General features: G+C 70.4%; 17 protein-coding genes. 10 read left to right on the plus strand and 7 right to left on the minus strand.

Annotation, left to right across the window (positions count from 1 at the left end; all coding sequences use genetic code 11):
* Both ABT294_RS33275 and ABT294_RS33280 read right to left on the minus strand, forming a co-directional pair.
* Nucleotides 1-248 (minus strand): nuclear transport factor 2 family protein (locus ABT294_RS33275; protein ID WP_350810275.1); only part of this gene is annotated, 248 nt, incomplete at its 3' end.
* A gap of 683 nt (nt 249-931) precedes the next feature.
* Nucleotides 932-2,962, minus strand: a complete 2,031-nt coding sequence (locus ABT294_RS33280) for a DUF1015 family protein (RefSeq protein ID WP_350810276.1) — start codon at nt 2,960-2,962, stop codon at nt 932-934.
* Between the two features lie 119 nt (nt 2,963-3,081).
* Here ABT294_RS33280 and ABT294_RS33285 point away from each other — a divergent pair, with 119 nt between their 5' ends.
* Nucleotides 3,082-3,504, plus strand: a complete 423-nt coding sequence (locus ABT294_RS33285; RefSeq protein WP_502912183.1) for a tetratricopeptide repeat protein — start codon at nt 3,082-3,084, stop codon at nt 3,502-3,504.
* Nucleotides 3,505-3,727: 223 nt separating this feature from the next.
* Here the strand turns inward: ABT294_RS33285 and ABT294_RS33290 are convergent, their stop codons facing one another.
* Entirely contained in the window at nt 3,728-4,654 is a 927-nt protein-coding gene (locus tag ABT294_RS33290; RefSeq protein ID WP_350810278.1) for a LysR family transcriptional regulator, read from the minus strand.
* Between the two features lie 101 nt (nt 4,655-4,755).
* On the opposite strand from ABT294_RS33290, the gene ABT294_RS33295 reads away from it, so the two are divergent.
* Entirely contained in the window at nt 4,756-5,157 is a 402-nt protein-coding gene (locus ABT294_RS33295; RefSeq protein WP_350810279.1) for a carboxymuconolactone decarboxylase family protein, read from the plus strand.
* 136 nt (nt 5,158-5,293) lie between these two features.
* On the opposite strand, the gene ABT294_RS33300 is transcribed toward ABT294_RS33295, so the two are convergent.
* The 3 genes from ABT294_RS33300 to ABT294_RS33310 are packed head-to-tail and all read right to left on the minus strand — an operon-like array spanning nt 5,294 to nt 7,354.
* On the minus strand, nt 5,294-6,154 hold the full coding sequence (locus ABT294_RS33300) for a haloalkane dehalogenase (protein ID WP_350810280.1): 861 nt from the start codon (nt 6,152-6,154) through the stop codon (nt 5,294-5,296).
* A gap of 10 nt (nt 6,155-6,164) precedes the next feature.
* Entirely contained in the window at nt 6,165-6,542 is a 378-nt protein-coding gene (locus ABT294_RS33305) for a pyridoxamine 5'-phosphate oxidase family protein (RefSeq protein WP_350810281.1), read from the minus strand.
* On the minus strand, nt 6,539-7,354 hold the full coding sequence (locus ABT294_RS33310) for an SDR family oxidoreductase (RefSeq protein WP_350810282.1): 816 nt from the start codon (nt 7,352-7,354) through the stop codon (nt 6,539-6,541). The genes ABT294_RS33305 and ABT294_RS33310 overlap by 4 nt, the downstream gene beginning before the upstream one ends.
* A gap of 528 nt (nt 7,355-7,882) precedes the next feature.
* On the opposite strand from ABT294_RS33310, the gene ABT294_RS33315 reads away from it, so the two are divergent.
* The gene (locus tag ABT294_RS33315) at nt 7,883-8,887 is read left to right on the plus strand and encodes an HAD-IIA family hydrolase (protein ID WP_502912184.1); all 1,005 of its coding nucleotides are present in this window, start codon (nt 7,883-7,885) and stop codon (nt 8,885-8,887) included.
* Between the two features lie 216 nt (nt 8,888-9,103).
* On the opposite strand, the gene ABT294_RS33320 is transcribed toward ABT294_RS33315, so the two are convergent.
* On the minus strand, nt 9,104-9,451 hold the full coding sequence (locus tag ABT294_RS33320; RefSeq protein WP_350810284.1) for an SCP2 sterol-binding domain-containing protein: 348 nt from the start codon (nt 9,449-9,451) through the stop codon (nt 9,104-9,106).
* 130 nt (nt 9,452-9,581) lie between these two features.
* Between ABT294_RS33320 and ABT294_RS33325 the strand changes: the two genes are divergently transcribed.
* The 7 genes from ABT294_RS33325 (at nt 9,582) to ABT294_RS33355 (ending at nt 16,326) form a co-directional block, all read left to right on the plus strand.
* A complete protein-coding gene (locus ABT294_RS33325; protein WP_350810285.1) occupies nt 9,582-9,740 on the plus strand; it encodes a hypothetical protein in 159 nt (52 codons plus the stop codon).
* Entirely contained in the window at nt 9,737-10,549 is an 813-nt protein-coding gene (locus ABT294_RS33330; protein WP_350810286.1) for a TlyA family RNA methyltransferase, read from the plus strand. The genes ABT294_RS33325 and ABT294_RS33330 overlap by 4 nt, the downstream gene beginning before the upstream one ends.
* Nucleotides 10,546-11,445 carry an NAD kinase gene (locus ABT294_RS33335; protein ID WP_350810287.1) on the plus strand — a complete coding sequence of 300 codons (900 nt, stop codon included), beginning with the start codon at nt 10,546-10,548 and terminating at the stop codon, nt 11,443-11,445. Before ABT294_RS33330 ends, ABT294_RS33335 begins: the two co-directional genes overlap by 4 nt.
* A 68-nt stretch (nt 11,446-11,513) precedes the next feature.
* On the plus strand, nt 11,514-13,223 hold the full coding sequence (gene recN / locus ABT294_RS33340) for a DNA repair protein RecN (protein WP_350810288.1): 1,710 nt from the start codon (nt 11,514-11,516) through the stop codon (nt 13,221-13,223).
* A 73-nt stretch (nt 13,224-13,296) separates the two neighbouring features.
* Nucleotides 13,297-14,493, plus strand: coding sequence for a putative cytokinetic ring protein SteA (gene steA, locus ABT294_RS33345; RefSeq protein WP_350810289.1), 1,197 nt, complete (start codon nt 13,297-13,299; stop codon nt 14,491-14,493).
* Entirely contained in the window at nt 14,490-15,464 is a 975-nt protein-coding gene (locus ABT294_RS33350; RefSeq protein WP_350810290.1) for a copper transporter, read from the plus strand. Before steA ends, ABT294_RS33350 begins: the two co-directional genes overlap by 4 nt.
* 1 nt (nt 15,465) lies before the next feature.
* The gene (locus ABT294_RS33355; RefSeq protein WP_350810291.1) at nt 15,466-16,326 is read left to right on the plus strand and encodes a hypothetical protein; all 861 of its coding nucleotides are present in this window, start codon (nt 15,466-15,468) and stop codon (nt 16,324-16,326) included.
* Nucleotides 16,327-16,411 lie beyond the last annotated feature (85 nt).

Genomic DNA, 16,411 nt, shown 5'->3' on the forward strand with positions numbered 1-16,411 from the left:
CGGGCCCACTCGTCAGGCATGTCTACCGCCGAGCAGCGCACCATCGTGCCGGTCCCCGCCGGGTGGCGCCGGATGTCCAGCACGAACCGCTCGACAGCCTCGATCCCTTCGCAGCGGCCCAACGGCCCCCAGAAGACCACGTCCGAGGTCAGGGCCTGGGAGAGCAGCGCAGTCACATAGCTGTCGTCCGAGGCGTTGAACGCGGAGATGAACGTGTCGATCGCGGACCGCGCGGTCTCTTCCTGCATATGCCAGTAATACCAGCCGCTTCGCGAAACGCGGTCGGCCCGTGAGCCGTCTCCCGATCACGGTGAACCATCCCGGTCACAGCACTAGCTGCCCCGCCGGCGCCAGCTTGGGGTGACCGATTCGCGATCATTTCGCCCGTACGGATGGTGCCCGTGTGCAAGGGGACAACCAGAGTGTCCGCTGGTTGACGCGGAAAGTGGCCTGCGAACGGGAAATGTCGTTGGCCCTCTGCGAGAACCGGGTTTCTGGGCGAGCGGCGGTCCAGTCACGGTCACTCCCGATGACGCTGGTGGTCGGCGCGAGTGTCCGTCGAACGTTGAAAGTGCTGGCGGACGTGGCGGTAAGGGGTCGGCAACCTGCGAGAACTCTCTTGTGAGTGAGCATCGGCGGATAGTCGGGCGGCCGGAGGGTCTTCACTCAGTCGGCTGCGCCTGCTGTGACGTCCGTAGGGCTGCTACGGACGCTGGCGCTACGGGTGCCGTCGGTGGGACGGCGCCGTTCGTGGATGTGTGGGCGTTGTCATGGGCCAGTGGAGTCATAGGCCGTTTACGGCCTCTGGAGAGGTGAAGGGCGGGGCGTTCGCTGTGCTCGGGAGGGAGACGGGGAGGTGTGAAGGGCGTTCGTGGTGGAACCGGGGTGAGGGGTCCGGTCGCGGGTGAACGGCTCAGCCGTGGGGAGGGGCTCAGTCGATTGCGAAGGTGCGCAGGACCAGGCCTGTTCGGGGCTTGGGGCCGAACGAAGTGGACTTGCGCGGTACCCGTTCCCCGCCCGCCGCGACTGCCAGCACGTCGTCAATGGCCAGCGGCTTGAGGATCACGGCGGTGCCGCCTGTCCGAACGGCCAGCTGTACGGCGGCTTCCGGGTCGTGGTGCACGATTCGTACGGTCTGCTCGTCGTCGTGCATCCCCCAGACCTTCGGCAGGACGAACTCACTCAGAATCGAGGTGTTCAGGGAGTTCCATTGGTCGGAGTGGTCGGCGGGCATGGCGTGGGCCAGCTGCACCGGGTCGGGGTCGGTGAGCAGGTGACTGCTGCTCTCACCGGCGAGCAGGAAGGCCGGCTCTGCGGCGTCGTGGAGCGCGGCCAGCCCTTCGGCGAGGTTGGCGTAGTCGTGCACACGCCAAGACCCCTTGGCCCGGGCGGTCGCCTCGGTGAGGGGCAGGCCCGGGATGACCCGGTGGATGGCTTTGAGGTCGGGTGGGTACGCGGTCGAGTCGACGAGCAGGGCGAGCCCGAAGTCCCACGGCCCGACCGGAGGCGCGGTGGGCTCTGTCAGCCTTGAGGAGATGCTTGGTGCTGCTGGTTCTTGAGGGGTGCCCGGGGTCGATGATCCTTCGACGATCTTCGGCCCAGTCGGTTCCGCGACCTCCCTCGGAGGCGTGGGTTGCTGCGCGCCTGCTGTCGGCTCTGTCGCCGTCTCTGGTGAAGTCGGGCTGAAGGTGGCGGCTGGAGAAGTTGGCCTGGGTGCGCCTGGTTCGAAGGCGGTGGCGTCCGATGGAGTCGGTCTTGGGGGCGTGACCGGTGTTGGTGGTTGCCCTGGAGTCTGCTGGGGCGTACTGGCGTCGCGGGCGGCGTGTTCCAGGCGTTGGAGCACACGGTACGTCGCGTAGCGATGGTGGCCGTCGGCGATCAGGGCCTGGCGGTCGTGAAGGTCGGCGTTGACGGCCTCGATCGCGGCCTGCTCCGTGACGGCCCACAGGCGGTGGGTGATGCCGTCCGCCGTGCGGGCGTTCACCAGCGGTGGCCATGTGGACGCGACGTCGTCCACCAGGCGGCTGGTACTGCCGTTGCCGCCGTCGTAGAGGAGGAAGATGGGCTCGAGGTTGGCTTGCGTCGTGCTCATGAGGGCCAGACGGTCAGCGATGGGGCCAGGGAGGACGTCCTCGTGGGGAAGGATGATCCGTTGGGCCGGGTCGGCGAGCCCGATGTCGCCGATGAGACCACGCTGTAGGACGTTTGGCCCGCTCTGCTCGTACACGTACAGCGCCGGGAGGTCGTCGGGTACCAGGACACCCGTCTCCAGCCAGGAACGCAGGGTCTCCCGGGCGTCGGCGTACCGCTCATCGGCCTGAATCTCGAAGGTCCAGGGGGTGTCGCCGATCGGCTTCCCGGGCGCTGCCGGCAAGTGACCGATCGTCGCCTTCGGCTGCTTCGAAGGTTCGGCGACGTGTTCGCTGGACGCCTGTGGGGGTTCGCCTCCCTGCGCTGGAGTCGCTGCAGGGCCGTCGACGCCTGGGGCTTCGGGGGATTCCAGGAGATCGTTCGCCCGTTCTGCGGACGTTCCGTGGATGTCCGCGGTCTCTGGGGTCTCGTGGGCGTTGCCATAAGGCTCGTCGGCGTTCGTGTCGGGGCGGCCCTGAGCAACGGGTGACGCGATGTGGACTTCGCCTGGCGAGTCGCTGGGTGCGGGGGGCTCGGTTGGCGCTGCGGGCTTGGTGAGCTCGGCAGGCGTGGTGAGCCCGGCGGGCTCGGTGGGTTCGGTGGATGCGTCGGGCTCGGTGGGCTCGATCGAAGGTGAGGGTGACGGCGCGCAGGGAAGGATGAGGCGGACGACGTTGTTGGGGTGGGTGTCCAAGAGGTCGCGGATGTCGCTGTTGCTGATCAGGTCGTAGGGCGGAGAGGTCACCTTGGCGGGGTCGTCCACAGCGAAACGGACGCCACGGAAGGGCCGCAGCACCAGTCCTTCGGGTACCGGCAGTTCAGGAGTCCCCATACCGGGCATGCTCCCATAAGTGGCCGAGTCTCCCGGAAGTCGCCCCAACGTCCCGGCGGTGCCCGAGCCCGTGACGGGTCGTGCGGAACCGTTGCCTGTCGATGAAGGAGCCCTCACGCATGGTCCAAGGTAGGAACGCCCACGATGATTCCCCCGGAACCCCTCGAGGCGACGTCTATGACTGGTATCAGCGAGGGGTGAAACTGCTGAAAGAGGGCAGTCCTGCGGCTGCGGCGGCGTTGCTGGAACGGGCCGCGGCGGCGGAGCCTGATTCCCGGAGTATCAGGGAGGCGCTGGCCAGGGCCCAGTTCAACTCGCGACAGTATGAGGAGGCCGCGGCCAGTTTCCGGCGGATCGTCGATGCGAATCCAGCCGAGGACTATGCCCATTTCGGCCTCGGTCTGTCGTTGTGGCGGACCGGAGACGTGGAGGGGGCGCAGGAGCCGCTCGCGATCGCGGTGGCCATGCGACCTGACGAGCGGCACTACGTGTCTGCCTTGAGGAACGTCCGAGCCACGTTGCGTGCTCGCCGCGAGATGTAGTCAGACGATTCGGATGCCGCCGCCACGCTGCGCGGCTGCTTCGTATCCGAGCGGAAGTGCATCCAGCCGCCCTTGGTGGAGGGAGTCGACACCAACCCGGGTCGGCTCGGTAGCTGCGTTGACAGCCGCGCACAGCGGTGCGGCTGGGTACGGCGGATCGCCGCACTGACCGGAGCGGCGTAGGCCACACCACGGGCGATGCGTCGGCAGCCCCGGCTGCCATTCAAGGATGGGCCTGCTCTGCGGCGCCGATGTGCTGCAGTTCGGCGACGACGTGGCGAACCCGTTCGAGCAGCGGGCTGGTGTCATCGGCTCGCCAGACCAGGTGCAGCACAGTTGAGGTGCCGGCCAGAGCCCGGGGTGTCACGCCGACGCGGCGCAGCGCGCGATGTGAGTCGGCCAGCACGGCTGCGCCGAATCCGGCCGCGACCAGTGCCAGCAGTGTCTGGACGCTGTGGCCTTCCGCGCCGACGCGCGGCACGACGCCGGCGTGGTGGCACAGGGCGATGATCTCGTCGTAGGAACGGGGAGAGACGTCGCGCGGCCACAGGACCAGGGGGATCTGGCCGAGTGCGGACAGCGGAGCAGGCTCTGTCCCGTATGCCAGCGGATGCCCCGCGGGCAGGAACAGCGTGAGCGGCTCGCGCCACCAGACCTGGGTGGCCAGGCGGGCATCTCGGATCGGCAGCCGCTGAACCGCGAGGTCGCACGTGCCGCTCAGCACGGCGGATGACATCTCGCTGTCGTTGAAGCTCTCCACCAGCCGTAGATCCACCCGGGGCAGTTCGCGGCGCAGCCGTCCCAGCGCTCCGCCGAGCGGTCCGTTGATGCCCGAGCCCGCGAACGTGATCGTGAGCTGTCCTGACAGCCCTTGGCCGGCCAGTCGTGCGTCGTCCAGCGCGGCCTGCGCCTCGGCGAGGACGCCACGCGCCCGTCGTACGAGAACCTGCCCGGCCGGGGTCGGTGTCAGCCCGCGGCCGTTGCGGGCGAAGAGCTCGGCGCCCACCTGTCGTTCCAGTTCGCGCAGCTGGCGGCTCAGCGTCGGCTGTGTCAGGTGCAGCCGCCTGGCCGCGCCGCTGATGCTCCCCTCCTCCGCGATCGTGACCACGTAGGTGAGCAGGCGCAGCTCCATCCCATACCTCCCAGGCATGGAAAGTATAGGTAAGTCGGCAGGTCAGGCAGACCTCGGCGCGGGAGGGGACAGGATGGAGTCGCTGAACCGGACAACTTGCACCAAATCGAGGAGAAGCGATGAACCGTCAGGAGCGTTACGAATACGGCATGAAGGTGCTGGAGCAGATCGACGGCGAGGCCGGGCAGCGCGTCGTGGACTCCCTCGCCGACGTCTCACCGGAGCTGGGCCACCAGGTGGTGGCGTGGGCCTTCGGCGACATGTACTCCCGTCCCGAACTGCCACCGCGTGAGCGGCAACTGGTCACCCTCGGCGTGCTCACCGCGCTGGGCGGCTGCGAGATCGAACTGGAGGTGCACGTCAACGCCGCGCTGAACGTCGGGCTCGCACCTGCGGAGATCTCCGAGGCGCTGCTGCACTCGGCCGTCTACTGCGGCGTGCCCCGCGCGATCAACGCCACTCTGGTGGCCAAAAAGGTCTTCAGCGAGCGTGGGCTTCTGCCGATCACCAACGTCGGCTGACGGCGCGATCTCGCCGGCGATGCGCCCGAGGTGGAACAGCCGGTGGTGACGTCCTTGCGCGACGCAGGCAGAAACCCCAGTCCGATTCGCTCAGCTGGGGTTTCTCCATACCCGGCCTCGTCGACCACGGCGGGTCTCACCGGAGTGCGTGCTCATCCGCCCAGGTCGCGATGGCCGTGGCGATCAGCTCGGGATGGTCTTCGGGAGTATGGTGCCCCGCGATCTCGTCGTACTGCCGGATCTCGAGGCCGGCCATGTTGGCCGCACACCAGTCGATCATGTCCTGGTGCATCATCGTGCCGGGCCCGGGTGCGAAGGTGAGCAGCAACTTCGGCACCTCCACACTGCTGGCCAGCCACGTGTCGTACGCCTCGACCCGGGCCACGACGTCTGCGGGCTCGCCGCCCAGCGGCATCGAGCGCGACCACTGCAGCAGCGGCAGGCGGCTTTCTCGAGTCGGGTACGGCTTGCGGTAGATGTCCAGGTCACCCTGGCTGATCGGGGTGGCAACGGTGCCCGGCAGCGCCTGTTCCAGGAAGGCGTTGTCGTCCAGGATCATCTTCTCGCCGACGCCCTCGGCTTTGATGGCCTGGAACAGCCGGCGGCCGCCGTCGGGGAACTCCTCCCAGGTCATCGGCTTGACGATGGTTTCGGTGAAGGCGATGCCGCGCACCCTGCCGGGGTGCCGGGAGGCCCAGTCGAAGGCCAGGGCGCCGCCCCAGTCATGGCCGATGAGGACCACGTCGTCGAGTTCGAGGGCGTCGAACCAGGCGTCCAGATAGCGGGTGTGGTCGGCGAAGGTGTAGTCGACGTCGGGTTTGCCGGACTCGCCCATGCCGATCAGGTCGGGGGCCAGGCGGCGGCCCTTGCCGACCGTCGGGAGGACGTCCCGCCACAGGTGGGAGGAGGTGGGGTTGCCGTGCAGGAAGACCATCGGTGCTCCGGAACCGAGTTCCCGGTAGGAGATGGTGGAGCCGAGTACGTGCTGAACGGGCATGACAGGTCCTTCAGATATTGAGGTTCATGATCCGGTCGACCGCGATCTCGATGACGATCCGGCCGGGCGGGTTGGGTGGTGGGGCGGCGTAGCGTTCGGCGTAGCGGCGGGCCGCGTCGCTGAGGCGCGCCGGGTCGGTGCGGATGGTGGCGGGGCCTTCGAGCGTGACCCAGCGGTACCCGGCCACCTGGCAGAGCGCGGCGCGGCCGCCGGGGTTGGCGGTCAGGTTCCTGGCCTTGCGCGAGGAGGCCACGGTCAACACGCGGGCCAGGCCGGCGTGCCGGTCCCAGGTGAACCGCACGGCGACCACGTGCGGCGAGCCGTCGGGCCGGAGGGTGGTCAGGGTCGCCACGTAGGGCTCGGCGAGGAATGCCTCGACCGGGCTCATGCGAAGGCGGCGACGTTACGGCCGGCCCAGTCGGCGAAGGAGCGGGGAGCACGCCCCAGGATCCGCTCGACGTCCGGGCTGACCTTCTGCTCGGCGTCCGTCGGCTCTCCCAGGATGGCCAGCGTCCCTTCGACGACCGGCTCGGGCATGAACCGCAGCATCTGTGTCCGAGCCTCCTGCCGGGTCTGCTCGATGAACCGCACCGGCTCGCCCAGTGCGGCGCCGAGCGCCGCCGCGCGTTCCCGTGGCGTGGTCAGTGCGGGGCCCGTCAGCTCATAGGTGCGGCCCGCGTGCCCGTCCTCGCGCAGGGCGGTCGAGGCGACCTCGGCGATGTCGGCCGGGTCGATGGTCGGCAGGCCGATGTCGCCGAAGGGGGCGGCGGCCGTGCGGGCCGCGCGGACGGACTCGGCCCAGGCGTAGGCGTTGGAGTGGAAGCCGCCGGGCCGCAGGATCGTCCACTCCAGGCCTGACCCGCGGACCGCCTCCTCGAAGGCCGCAGGGTGGCGGTAGACGTGCGGCCTGGTTCCGGCGCCCTGGGAGGACAGCAGGACGACCCGCCGGACACCGGCGTCCCGGGCGGCGTCAAGGATGGCCTGCGGGTCCTCGCCCGCCACCAGCAGGAACAGCGCCCGGACTCCGTCGAAGGCGCCCTTCAGGCTGGTGGGGTCGTCCAGGTCGGCCTGCACGTGCCGTACGCCCTGGGGCGGCTCTGCAGTCTGCCGGGACAGGGCGGTCACGCGCTCACCCGCGGCGGTGAGCAGCGAGACCAACTGGCCTCCGACGTTCCCTGTGGCACCCGTCACTGCGATCATGGTTCTGCTCCTCGAAGTGAGTTAGTTGACTGACTTAGAAGGACCATAGCGGCAAAACGGGACGGCTGTCTACAGTGAGTCAGGTGACTAACTCAAGAGCTCGGGGGAAGCGGGAGGGGCGAGACGTTCCCGACCGCGCTCGCGTACCGATCTCAGGGCCGGTCCGGTCGGTCCCCTTCGCCGCGGGCGAGGTCAGGGGCGCGGCGATCGTCCATGGTTGAACCCCCGTGCCAACAAGGGAATCCGCCGAGCCGGCGAGATCGTGGCCGAGTGTGCTCCATGGCCGCGGAGCGCCGCCGGCCCGCTGGTGCCTTGAGTTGCGGGCCGTGTTGTGTTTCTAGAGGTCGCCCAGGCCCCGGTGGATTTCACGGGTTCAGTCAGCGCGATGCTGTTCCCAGCCGTCATTGCCGCCCCGGCGGCGTGGTCGTCCGGGGTGAACGCGCCGGACAGTTCCGACCGCTGGGCGGGAGTGAGGGCGGGATTGATGGACAGTCCTTCTGTGGGGTTCGGCGGCGACGCTAAAGTCCCATGCGGTGTGAGAGTCAACCAGGAAGAGGCGCAGTGCTGATCGACGGCTATGACACCTTGCTGCTCGACCTCGACGGGGTGGTCTACCTTGGCAGCCATGCGGTGCCGTGCGCGCCGGAGGCGCTGGAGGAGGCGCGGGGCAGGGGAGTCCGGCTGGCATTCGTGACGAACAACGCTTCTCGGACTCCGGCCGCCATCGCCGCTCATCTCCGCGAGTTGGGTGTGTCCGCCACCTCAGCGGACGTCGTCACGTCGGCGCAGGCGGCTGCGCGGCTGATCGCCGAGCAGGTGCCCGCGGGGTCACCTGTGCTGGTGGTCGGAGGGTCGGGGCTGCGGCTGGCCGTACGGGACCGGGGGCTGAGGCCCGTCACCACGGCGAGGGAGACGCCGGTCGCGGTCGTGCAGGGGATCGCACCGGGGCTTTCGTACGGGTTGCTGTCAGAGGGAGCCCTGGCCGTGCGGCAGGGGGCGCTGTTCGTGGCGTCCAACAGTGACACCACGATGCCCACAGGGCGGGGGGAGTTGCCGGGGAACGGGGCCATGGTGCGGGTGATCGCCACCGCTACCGGAGTCGAACCCGTGTACGCGGGGAAGCCGGATCCGCCGTTGCATCGCGAGTCGATGATCCGTACCGGTGCCAGGCGACCGCTGGTCGTGGGGGATCGGCTGGACACCGACATCGAGGGCGCCACGAACGCGGGCGTCGAGAGCCTGCTGGTGCTCACCGGGGTCGCCACGCCGCTCGACCTGCTGACAGCCTCTCCCGGGCACCGGCCGACCTACATCGCCGAGGACCTGACCGCGCTGCACCTGCCCTATCCGGAGGTGCGGCAGGGCGCGTGCGGAGGGTGGCAGGCCCGGTGGGACGACGGCAGGCTGCGGCTCGACGGCGACGGCGCCCGGATCGACGGCCTGCGGGCCGCCTGTGACGCGTCCTGGACGGCCGCCGGCGACGGCCGCGCCGACGAGGACGCGGTCAAACCGGTCCTCGACCGTCTCAGGTGAGGGTCCTGAGGATCTTCTCGCACGCCCCGCCAAGCTCAGGGGCCTCAGGTTGACATGGTGGTCTGAGGGCGCGACATGCCGGGCAGGCGCTGCCACGGCAACGTTGACGTCGCCCAGCGGGCCCATCGGCGAGACCCGCGGGGCCGCCGGTCGGCGTTGAGGAGGAGACCCGTGTTCGCCCATGGCCGAACAGCGAACGACGTCGCCAGGCCCCGATCAGAGCAGGCGGCGCAGCCGCAGCAGGTCGCCGAAGCTGGCATCGATCTTCACCCGTCCCCCGAGCAGCGCCCGCGCCAGGTCCAGCTCCCCTTCGACCAACGCGATCAGGTCGGTGCTGACGATCGTCAGCTTCACGTCCGCCGGACGGCCGTCGACGGGCGGCTCCTCCTGGAACGGGTCGAGCCCGCCGTGGTGCAGACGGCCGTAGAAGATCACGTCGAGGTCGGAGATGCGGCAGCTGACCGTGCGCTCGACCACGTGCTTGGCCCTGGCCTCCGCGTCCAGCTCGTCGAACTGGGCGACGAGCTTGGCCAGTGCCACCCGGCACTCCTCGACACTTGCCATGGATGCGTTTCCCTTCTTTTCCCTTTACGGACGGTAGCGTTCCACACCGGCGGCACCGTCGCATGCCCGTTCAACGCGTGACACACCCGCCAAGGTGCCGGGCGCTCGCGCGAAGCGTTACGGTCGTGTCATGAGTGTGCTGCCGGAGGACACCGGCGACGAGCGGGTCGACGCGGTCCTCGCCGGGCTCGGCCGCCTGGCCGAACTGCCGGTGAGTGACCACGTCACGGTCTTCGACGACGCCTTCTCCGGCCTCGAGGCCACGCTCGCCGCCGTGGACGACCAGTGAGCCGCAGGGTCCGGCTGGACAGCGAGTTGGTACGGCGCGGCCTGGCCAGGTCGCGCGAGCAGGCGGCCCAGCTCATCGAGGCCGGGCGGGTCAGCGTGGGCGGCCGGCAGGCGGGCAAGCCCGCCACCCAGGTCGACACCGCCTCGGCCATCGTCGTGGCCGAATCGGCTGACGGGCCCGACTACGTCTCCCGTGGCGCGCACAAGCTGCTGGGCGCGATCGAGGCGTTCAAGGCCCTGCGCGTGGAAGGCCGTCGCTGCCTCGACGCGGGCGCCTCGACCGGCGGGTTCACCGACGTGCTGCTGCGCGGGGGCGCCGCGCACGTGCTCGCGGTCGACGTCGGTTACGGGCAGCTCGCCTGGTCCCTGCGCACCGACGAGCGGGTGACCGTGATGGAACGCGTCAACGTCCGCGACCTGACGTCCGAGATGGTCGGCGAGCCGCCGACGCTGGTCGTGGGCGACCTGTCGTTCATCTCGCTGCGGCTGGTGCTGCCCGCCCTGGCGGCCGTCGCCGCCGACAGCGCCGACTTCGTGATGCTGGTCAAACCCCAGTTCGAGGTGGGCAAGGAGCTTGTGGGGGCAGGAGGCGTGGTGCGCGACCCCGAGCTGCGGGCGCGGGCCGTCCGCGACGCCGCCGCCAAGGCGCGGGAGCTCGGCCTGACGGTGCGTGGCGTGACCGCCAGCCCGCTGCCGGGGCCGTCGGGAAATGTCGAATATCTGCTCTGGCTGGGCAAGGGAGAGGGCGAGCCGGCGGTCGCCGATCTCGACACCGAGATCCAGCGCGCCGTCGCGGAAGGGCCGCAATGAACCGGACCGTGCTGGTCACCGTCCACACCGGGCGTGAGGCCGCTGTCGAATCCGCCCGCCTGGTCGTGGGGCGGCTGCTCGACGCCGGGATCGCCGTCAGAGTGCTGGACGTGGAAGCCGGCGAGCTCGGCTGCCCCGACGTCGAGACGGTGCCCTGCGACCCCGCCGCGGCCAAGGACGCCGAGGTGATGATCGTGCTCGGCGGCGACGGCTCGCTGCTGCGCTCGGCCGAGATCGCCAGGCCCACCGGCACGCCGCTGCTCGGCGTCAACCTGGGCCACGTGGGCTTCCTCGCCGAGGCCGAGGTCGCCGATCTCGCCGCGGCCGTCGACAGCGTGGTCGCCGGGCACTACGACGTCGAGGAGCGCATGACGATCGACGTCATGGCCAGGCTGAACGGGCAGGTCATCGCCGACACCTGGGCGCTGAACGAGGCCAGCGTGGAAAAGTGCGACCGCATGCTGGAGGTGGTCGCCGAGATCGACGGCAGGCCGCTGTCGCGCTGGGGCTGCGACGGCGTCATCTGCGCCACCCCGACCGGCTCGACCGCCTACGCCTTCTCCGCGGGCGGCCCGGTGGTGTGGCCGGAGGTCGAGGCGCTGCTCATGGTGCCCATCAGTGCCCACGCGCTGTTCGCCAGGCCGCTGATGGTCTCACCGCGTTCCACGCTCGCCGTCGAGATCCTGCCCGACACGCCCGGCGGTGTTCTGTGGTGCGACGGCCGCCGCCGCTTCGACCTGCCGTCCGGCGCCCGCGTGGAGGTGCGCCGGGGCGGCCGTCCGGTTCGGCTGGCGCGGCTCCATGGCGTGGAGAGCACGGGCGCGCCGTTCACCGACAGGTTGGTCGCCAAGTTCGAACTGCCCGTTCAGGGGTGGCGCGGACGGGTGCGTCCCTGACTCAATTGGCTGTGGGGCGCGTAGGATCCTATGCGCACAGGTGTTCGGATGGACGACGGGAGTGGGCAGTGCGACCCAGGGTCGAGGAGGTCCGCATCCAGGGGCTCGGCGTCATCGACGAGGCCGTGCTCGAGCTTTCGCCGGGGTTCAACGTGGTCACCGGCGAGACCGGCGCGGGCAAGACGATGGTCGTCACCGGGCTCGGCCTGCTGTTCGGCGGCCGGGCTGATCCGTCGCGCATCCGTCCCGGAGCCGACAAGGCCACCGTCGAGGGCACGCTCGTGATCGAGTCCGGCGGGCGCGTCTTCCAGCAGGTCGAGGACCTCGGCGGCGAGGTCGAGGACGGCGAGCTCATCATCTCGCGCACCGTCTCCGCCGAAGGCAGGTCGCGCGCCTGGCTCGGCGGCCGCACGGTGCCCGTCGGCACGCTCACGTACCTGGCCGACGACCTGGTGGCCGTGCACGGCCAGATGGACCAGCAGCGGCTGCTCCAGCCCGCGAGGCAGCGCGCCGCGCTCGACCGCTACGCCGGCGACGAGCTGGTCAAGCCGATGCGCGCGTACGAGCAGGCGTACAAGAGGCACAAGCAGGTCGGCGCGCTGCTGCAGGAGCTGACCACCCGGGCCAGGGAGCGCGCGCAGGAGGCCGACATGCTGCGCTTCGGCCTGGAGGAGGTCGAGAAGGTCGATCCCAAGCCCGGCGAGGACACCGACCTGCGCGGCGAGGAGGAGCGGCTCTCGCACGCCGACGCGCTGCGCAGCGCCGCCACCAGCGCGCACACCGCGCTGCTCGGCGACCCCATGGAGGCCACCGGCGGCACGCACGACGTGATCTCCCTGCTCGGCGAGGCCCGCTCGGCCGTCGAGGCGGTGCGCGACTTCGACGAGCAGCTCGCCGGGGTGGCCGACCGGCTGGCCGAGGCGGGCTACCTGATCTCCGACGTCGCCACCGACCTGGCCGCGTACGCCGAGTCGATCGAGTCAGACCCGGCCCGGCTGGCCGCCGTGCAGGAACGCAGGGCCCTGCTGTCGGGGCTGATCCGGAAGTACGCCGAAGACAGCGCCGGTGTCCTGGCCTGGGCGCAGCAGTCGGCCGCCAGGCTGGCGGAGCTGGAGGGCGACGACGACCGCATCGAAGAGCTGACCCACGAGCACGACGAGCTCACCACCCGGCTCACCGACCTCGCCGCCGAGCTGACCCGGGTGCGCACTGCCGCCGCCGAACGGTTCGGGCAGGCTGTCACCGAGGAGCTGACCGCCCTGGCCATGCCGCACGCGCGGGTCGTCGTGCAGCTCACCCAGGCCGCCGAGTTCGGCCCGGAAGGCGTCGACGAGGTGGAGCTGCGGATGGCCGCCCACCCGGCGGCGCCGCCGCTGCCGCTGAACAAGGGCGCGTCCGGCGGCGAGCTGAGCCGCGTCATGCTCGCGATCGAGGTGGTGTTCGCGGGCGCCGATCCGGTGCCGACGTTCGTGTTCGACGAGGTCGACGCGGGTGTGGGCGGCAAGGCCGCGGTCGAGATCGGGCGCAGGCTGGCCAGGCTGGCGCGTACCGCCCAAGTGATTGTTGTCACTCATCTGCCGCAGGTCGCGGCCTTCGCCCACCAGCATCTGGTGGTAGAGAAGGCCAGCGACGGCAGCGTCGTCCGCAGTGGCGTTCTCGCCCTCAATCACGAGGGACGGGTGCGCGAACTCTCCCGCATGCTGGCGGGAATGGAAGATTCAGAACTGGGCAGGGCGCATGCGGAAGAACTGCTCGGATTGGCCGCTGCCGACAGGTGATCCTGTGTGACATAGCGGACACGCCGCGCAGTGCATGGCCTCCGAGCTGTTTCGCTCTGGCAGGATGGTCTTGATGAAGGTTCCGGGGAGAAACTTGCCGGGCCTCCGCGGCAGGAAGGTCGACGACCTTCCCGGTGTCACGGCAGTGGCGAGAATCGATCGGCGGACCAAGAGGCTCACCAAGCGCCTCCAGCCCGGTGAAATCGCGATTATCGATCACGTCGACGTCGACCGGGTCAGCGCGGAGGCGCTGGTCGCATGCGGAGTCGCGGCCGTCGTGAACGTCGCCGTGGGCATCAGCGGGCGCTACCCGAACCTCGGCCCGCAGATCCTGGTCGAGGCGGGCGTGCCGTTCGTCGACAACGCCAGCCACGAGCTGTTCGAACGCGTCCAGGACGGTGACGTCGTCCGGCTGCAGGACGGCGTCCTCTACCTCGACGAGGACGTGGTGGGCAAGGGCGACGAGCAGACATCCGAGGCCGTCGAGGCCGCCATGGCCGAGGCCCGGGCCGGGCTCACGGTGCAGATCGAGGCGTTCGCCGTCAACACCATGGAGTACGTCCGCGGTGAGGGCAGGCTGCTCATCGACGGCGTCGGGGTGCCGGAGATCCGCACCCCCATGGAGGGCAGGCACGTCCTCGTGGTGGTGCGCGGCTACCACTACAAAGAGGACATCGCCACACTGCGTCCCTACATCCGCGAGTACCGTCCGGTCCTCATCGGAGTCGACGGCGGGGCCGACGCGCTGCTGGAGGCGGGCTACCTGCCCGACGTGATCGTGGGCGACTTCGACTCCGTCTCCACCAAGGCGCTGAGCTGCGGCGCCGAACTCATCGTGCACGCCTACCGCGACGGCAGGGCGCCGGGCCTCGAACGGGTCCACCAGCTCGGCCGCGAGGCGGTGATCTTCCCCTCCACCGGCACCAGCGAGGACATCGCGATGCTGCTCGCCGACGAGAAGGGCGCCGAGCTGATCGTCGCCGTCGGCACCCACTACACGCTGGAGGAGTTCCTCGACAAGGGACGTGCCGGCATGGCGAGCACCTTCCTCACCCGGCTGCGCATCGGCAGCAAGCTCATCGACGCCAAGGGCGTGAGCCGGCTCTACCGCAGCCGCATCTCCACGCCCCAGCTCCTGCTGCTCGTGATCACCGCACTGATCACCATGAGCGTCGCGCTCTTCCTCTCGCCGATCGGCCAGACCTGGCTGAACGGCCTGCAAGACGCCTGGAACGCCTTCATCTTCTGGTTGGTCGGACTGTTCTCGTGATCGATTTCCGTTATCACCTCGTCTCCATCGTCGCGATCTTTCTCGCCCTGGCGGTGGGCATCGTCATGGGCACCACGCTGCTGCAGGAGCCCGCCATCGAGCTGGCGAAGAAGACCAGCGACGACCTCACCAAGGCCAACTACGGGCTGCGCACCGACCTCGACACCCTGCGCGGCCGCGAGGCGGCCAACGACGCGTTCATCACCTCGCTCACCCCCGAGGTCGTCGGGGGCGCGCTCACCGGCCAGCGCGTCCTGCTGGTCGACACGCCCGGCTCCAGCGCCGCCAACCGCGAGGCCGAGCAGCAGATCCTCGCCCAGGCCGGAGCCGCCTACGCGGGCCGGGTCACGCTGAGCGAGACGTTCCTCGACTCCCAGCGGTCCGGCGTGATCGAGAACCTGACCACCCAGCTCAAACCCGGCGCCATGACGTTCGCGCCGGCCGCCTCCGTCTACGACAAGGCGGCCGCGCTGCTCGGCGCCGCCCTCCTGACCACCGACCCGGCCCAGGCGGGCACGCCCAACAACGCCACGGCGGGCGTCCTCGACGGGTTCGAGCGCGCGAACCTGCTCACCGTCGACGGCGACCCCACCAAGCGGGCCACGGTGGCCGTCATGTTCGCGCCCGAGAAGCCGTTCGACGGCGAGCACGCCGAGATCCAGTCGGCCGCCCTGGTCTCGCTGGCCGGCGGCCTCGACGCGGCGGGCAAGGGCGTGGTGGTGGCCGGCACCGCCAGCACCGCCGCGGTCGCCGGCGGCTTGATCAGCGCGGTGCGCGACGACAGCGAGGCCGCCAAGCGCGTCTCCACCGTCGACACCGCCGATATGCCCGCGGGCCGCGTCGTGGTCGTCTACGCTCTTCGCGAGCAACTGAGCGGGCGCGCCGGCCAGTACGGCGTCGGCACCGGAGCCTCGGCCCCCCAGCCCGCCGCTCCCACCCCGACCGCATCCCCCACCCAGTCAGGGAGCTGACATGGCCCGTGGCCTGCTCTACGCCATCGCGGGCGCCGCGATAGGCGCCGCCGCCGCCCGTGCCGCCTACACCGCCTTCACTCGCAGGGCGCCGCAGCCAGGTGAGAAGGACCAGGGCCGCTGGACCCGCACCAACCACAGGGGCGAGCCGATCACGCTGCTGGAGGGCCCCGCGTTCGTCGCGGGCTCCGGCGTGGCGGCCGCGCTGGCGCCCGGCCTGCCGGTCCGCGCCCGGCTGGCGGCGCTGCTCGCCGGGGTCGGCAGCGGCGCGCTCGGCGCCTACGACGACCTGTACGGCACCACCTCCTCCAAGGGGTTCAAGGGCCATCTGACGGCGCTGACCCGAGGCGAGGTCACCAGCGGCGCGGTCAAGATCCTGGGCATCGGGGCCACCGGGCTCGGCGCCGCCGCGCTGGTCTCGCAGGGGCCCGTCGACACGCTGGTCAACGGCGCGGTCGTGGCGGGCAGCGCCAATCTGGCGAACCTGTTCGACCTGCGTCCCGGCCGGGCGATCAAGGTGGGGTTGCTCGCGGGAGGGCCGCTGCTGGCGGCGTCCGTGCTGCGCGACCAGCCGGTGTCCGCCGCGCTGGCGGCCGTTCCGCTGGGCGCCGCCGCGGCGCTGCTGCCCGACGATCTCGGCGAGCGGGCCATGCTCGGCGACGCGGGCGCCAACGCCCTGGGAGCGCTGCTCGGCCTGGCCGCGGTCACCCGGCTGCGACGTCCGGGCAGGCTCGTGCTGCTCGGCACCGTCGCCGCGCTGACCGCCGCGTCGGAGAAGGTGAGCTTCACCAAGGTCATCGCCGGCAACAAGGTGCTCAACAGCCTGGACATGCTGGGCCGACGTCCTGTCGATCCCGCCTGACCCGGGAAGCAACCCGGACGCGACTGTCGGTGCGGGCTGGCAGGATGTGACCGTGGCCGTGACAGAGACCGTGACCGTGCGCGAG

The organism is Nonomuraea sp. NPDC000554, from assembly GCF_040300065.1.
GTDB lineage: Bacteria > Actinomycetota > Actinomycetes > Streptosporangiales > Streptosporangiaceae > Nonomuraea.

Excerpts from the sequence above, each read along its gene's own strand:
- ABT294_RS33280 (WP_350810276.1), bottom strand. The coding sequence starts at position 2,962 with ATGGGGACTCCTGAACTGCCGGTACCCGAAGGACTGGTGCTGCGGCCC.
- ABT294_RS33285 (WP_502912183.1), top strand. The coding sequence starts at position 3,082 with ATGGTCCAAGGTAGGAACGCCCACGATGATTCCCCCGGAACCCCTCGA.
- ABT294_RS33290 (WP_350810278.1), bottom strand. The coding sequence starts at position 4,654 with ATGCCTGGGAGGTATGGGATGGAGCTGCGCCTGCTCACCTACGTGGTC.
- ABT294_RS33295 (WP_350810279.1), top strand. The coding sequence starts at position 4,756 with ATGAACCGTCAGGAGCGTTACGAATACGGCATGAAGGTGCTGGAGCAG.
- ABT294_RS33300 (WP_350810280.1), bottom strand. The coding sequence starts at position 6,154 with ATGCCCGTTCAGCACGTACTCGGCTCCACCATCTCCTACCGGGAACTC.
- ABT294_RS33305 (WP_350810281.1), bottom strand. The coding sequence starts at position 6,542 with ATGAGCCCGGTCGAGGCATTCCTCGCCGAGCCCTACGTGGCGACCCTG.
- ABT294_RS33310 (WP_350810282.1), bottom strand. The coding sequence starts at position 7,354 with ATGATCGCAGTGACGGGTGCCACAGGGAACGTCGGAGGCCAGTTGGTC.
- ABT294_RS33315 (WP_502912184.1), top strand. The coding sequence starts at position 7,883 with ATGCGGTGTGAGAGTCAACCAGGAAGAGGCGCAGTGCTGATCGACGGC.
- ABT294_RS33320 (WP_350810284.1), bottom strand. The coding sequence starts at position 9,451 with ATGGCAAGTGTCGAGGAGTGCCGGGTGGCACTGGCCAAGCTCGTCGCC.
- ABT294_RS33325 (WP_350810285.1), top strand. The coding sequence starts at position 9,582 with ATGAGTGTGCTGCCGGAGGACACCGGCGACGAGCGGGTCGACGCGGTC.
- ABT294_RS33335 (WP_350810287.1), top strand. The coding sequence starts at position 10,546 with ATGAACCGGACCGTGCTGGTCACCGTCCACACCGGGCGTGAGGCCGCT.
- steA (WP_350810289.1), top strand. The coding sequence starts at position 13,297 with ATGAAGGTTCCGGGGAGAAACTTGCCGGGCCTCCGCGGCAGGAAGGTC.
- ABT294_RS33355 (WP_350810291.1), top strand. The coding sequence starts at position 15,466 with ATGGCCCGTGGCCTGCTCTACGCCATCGCGGGCGCCGCGATAGGCGCC.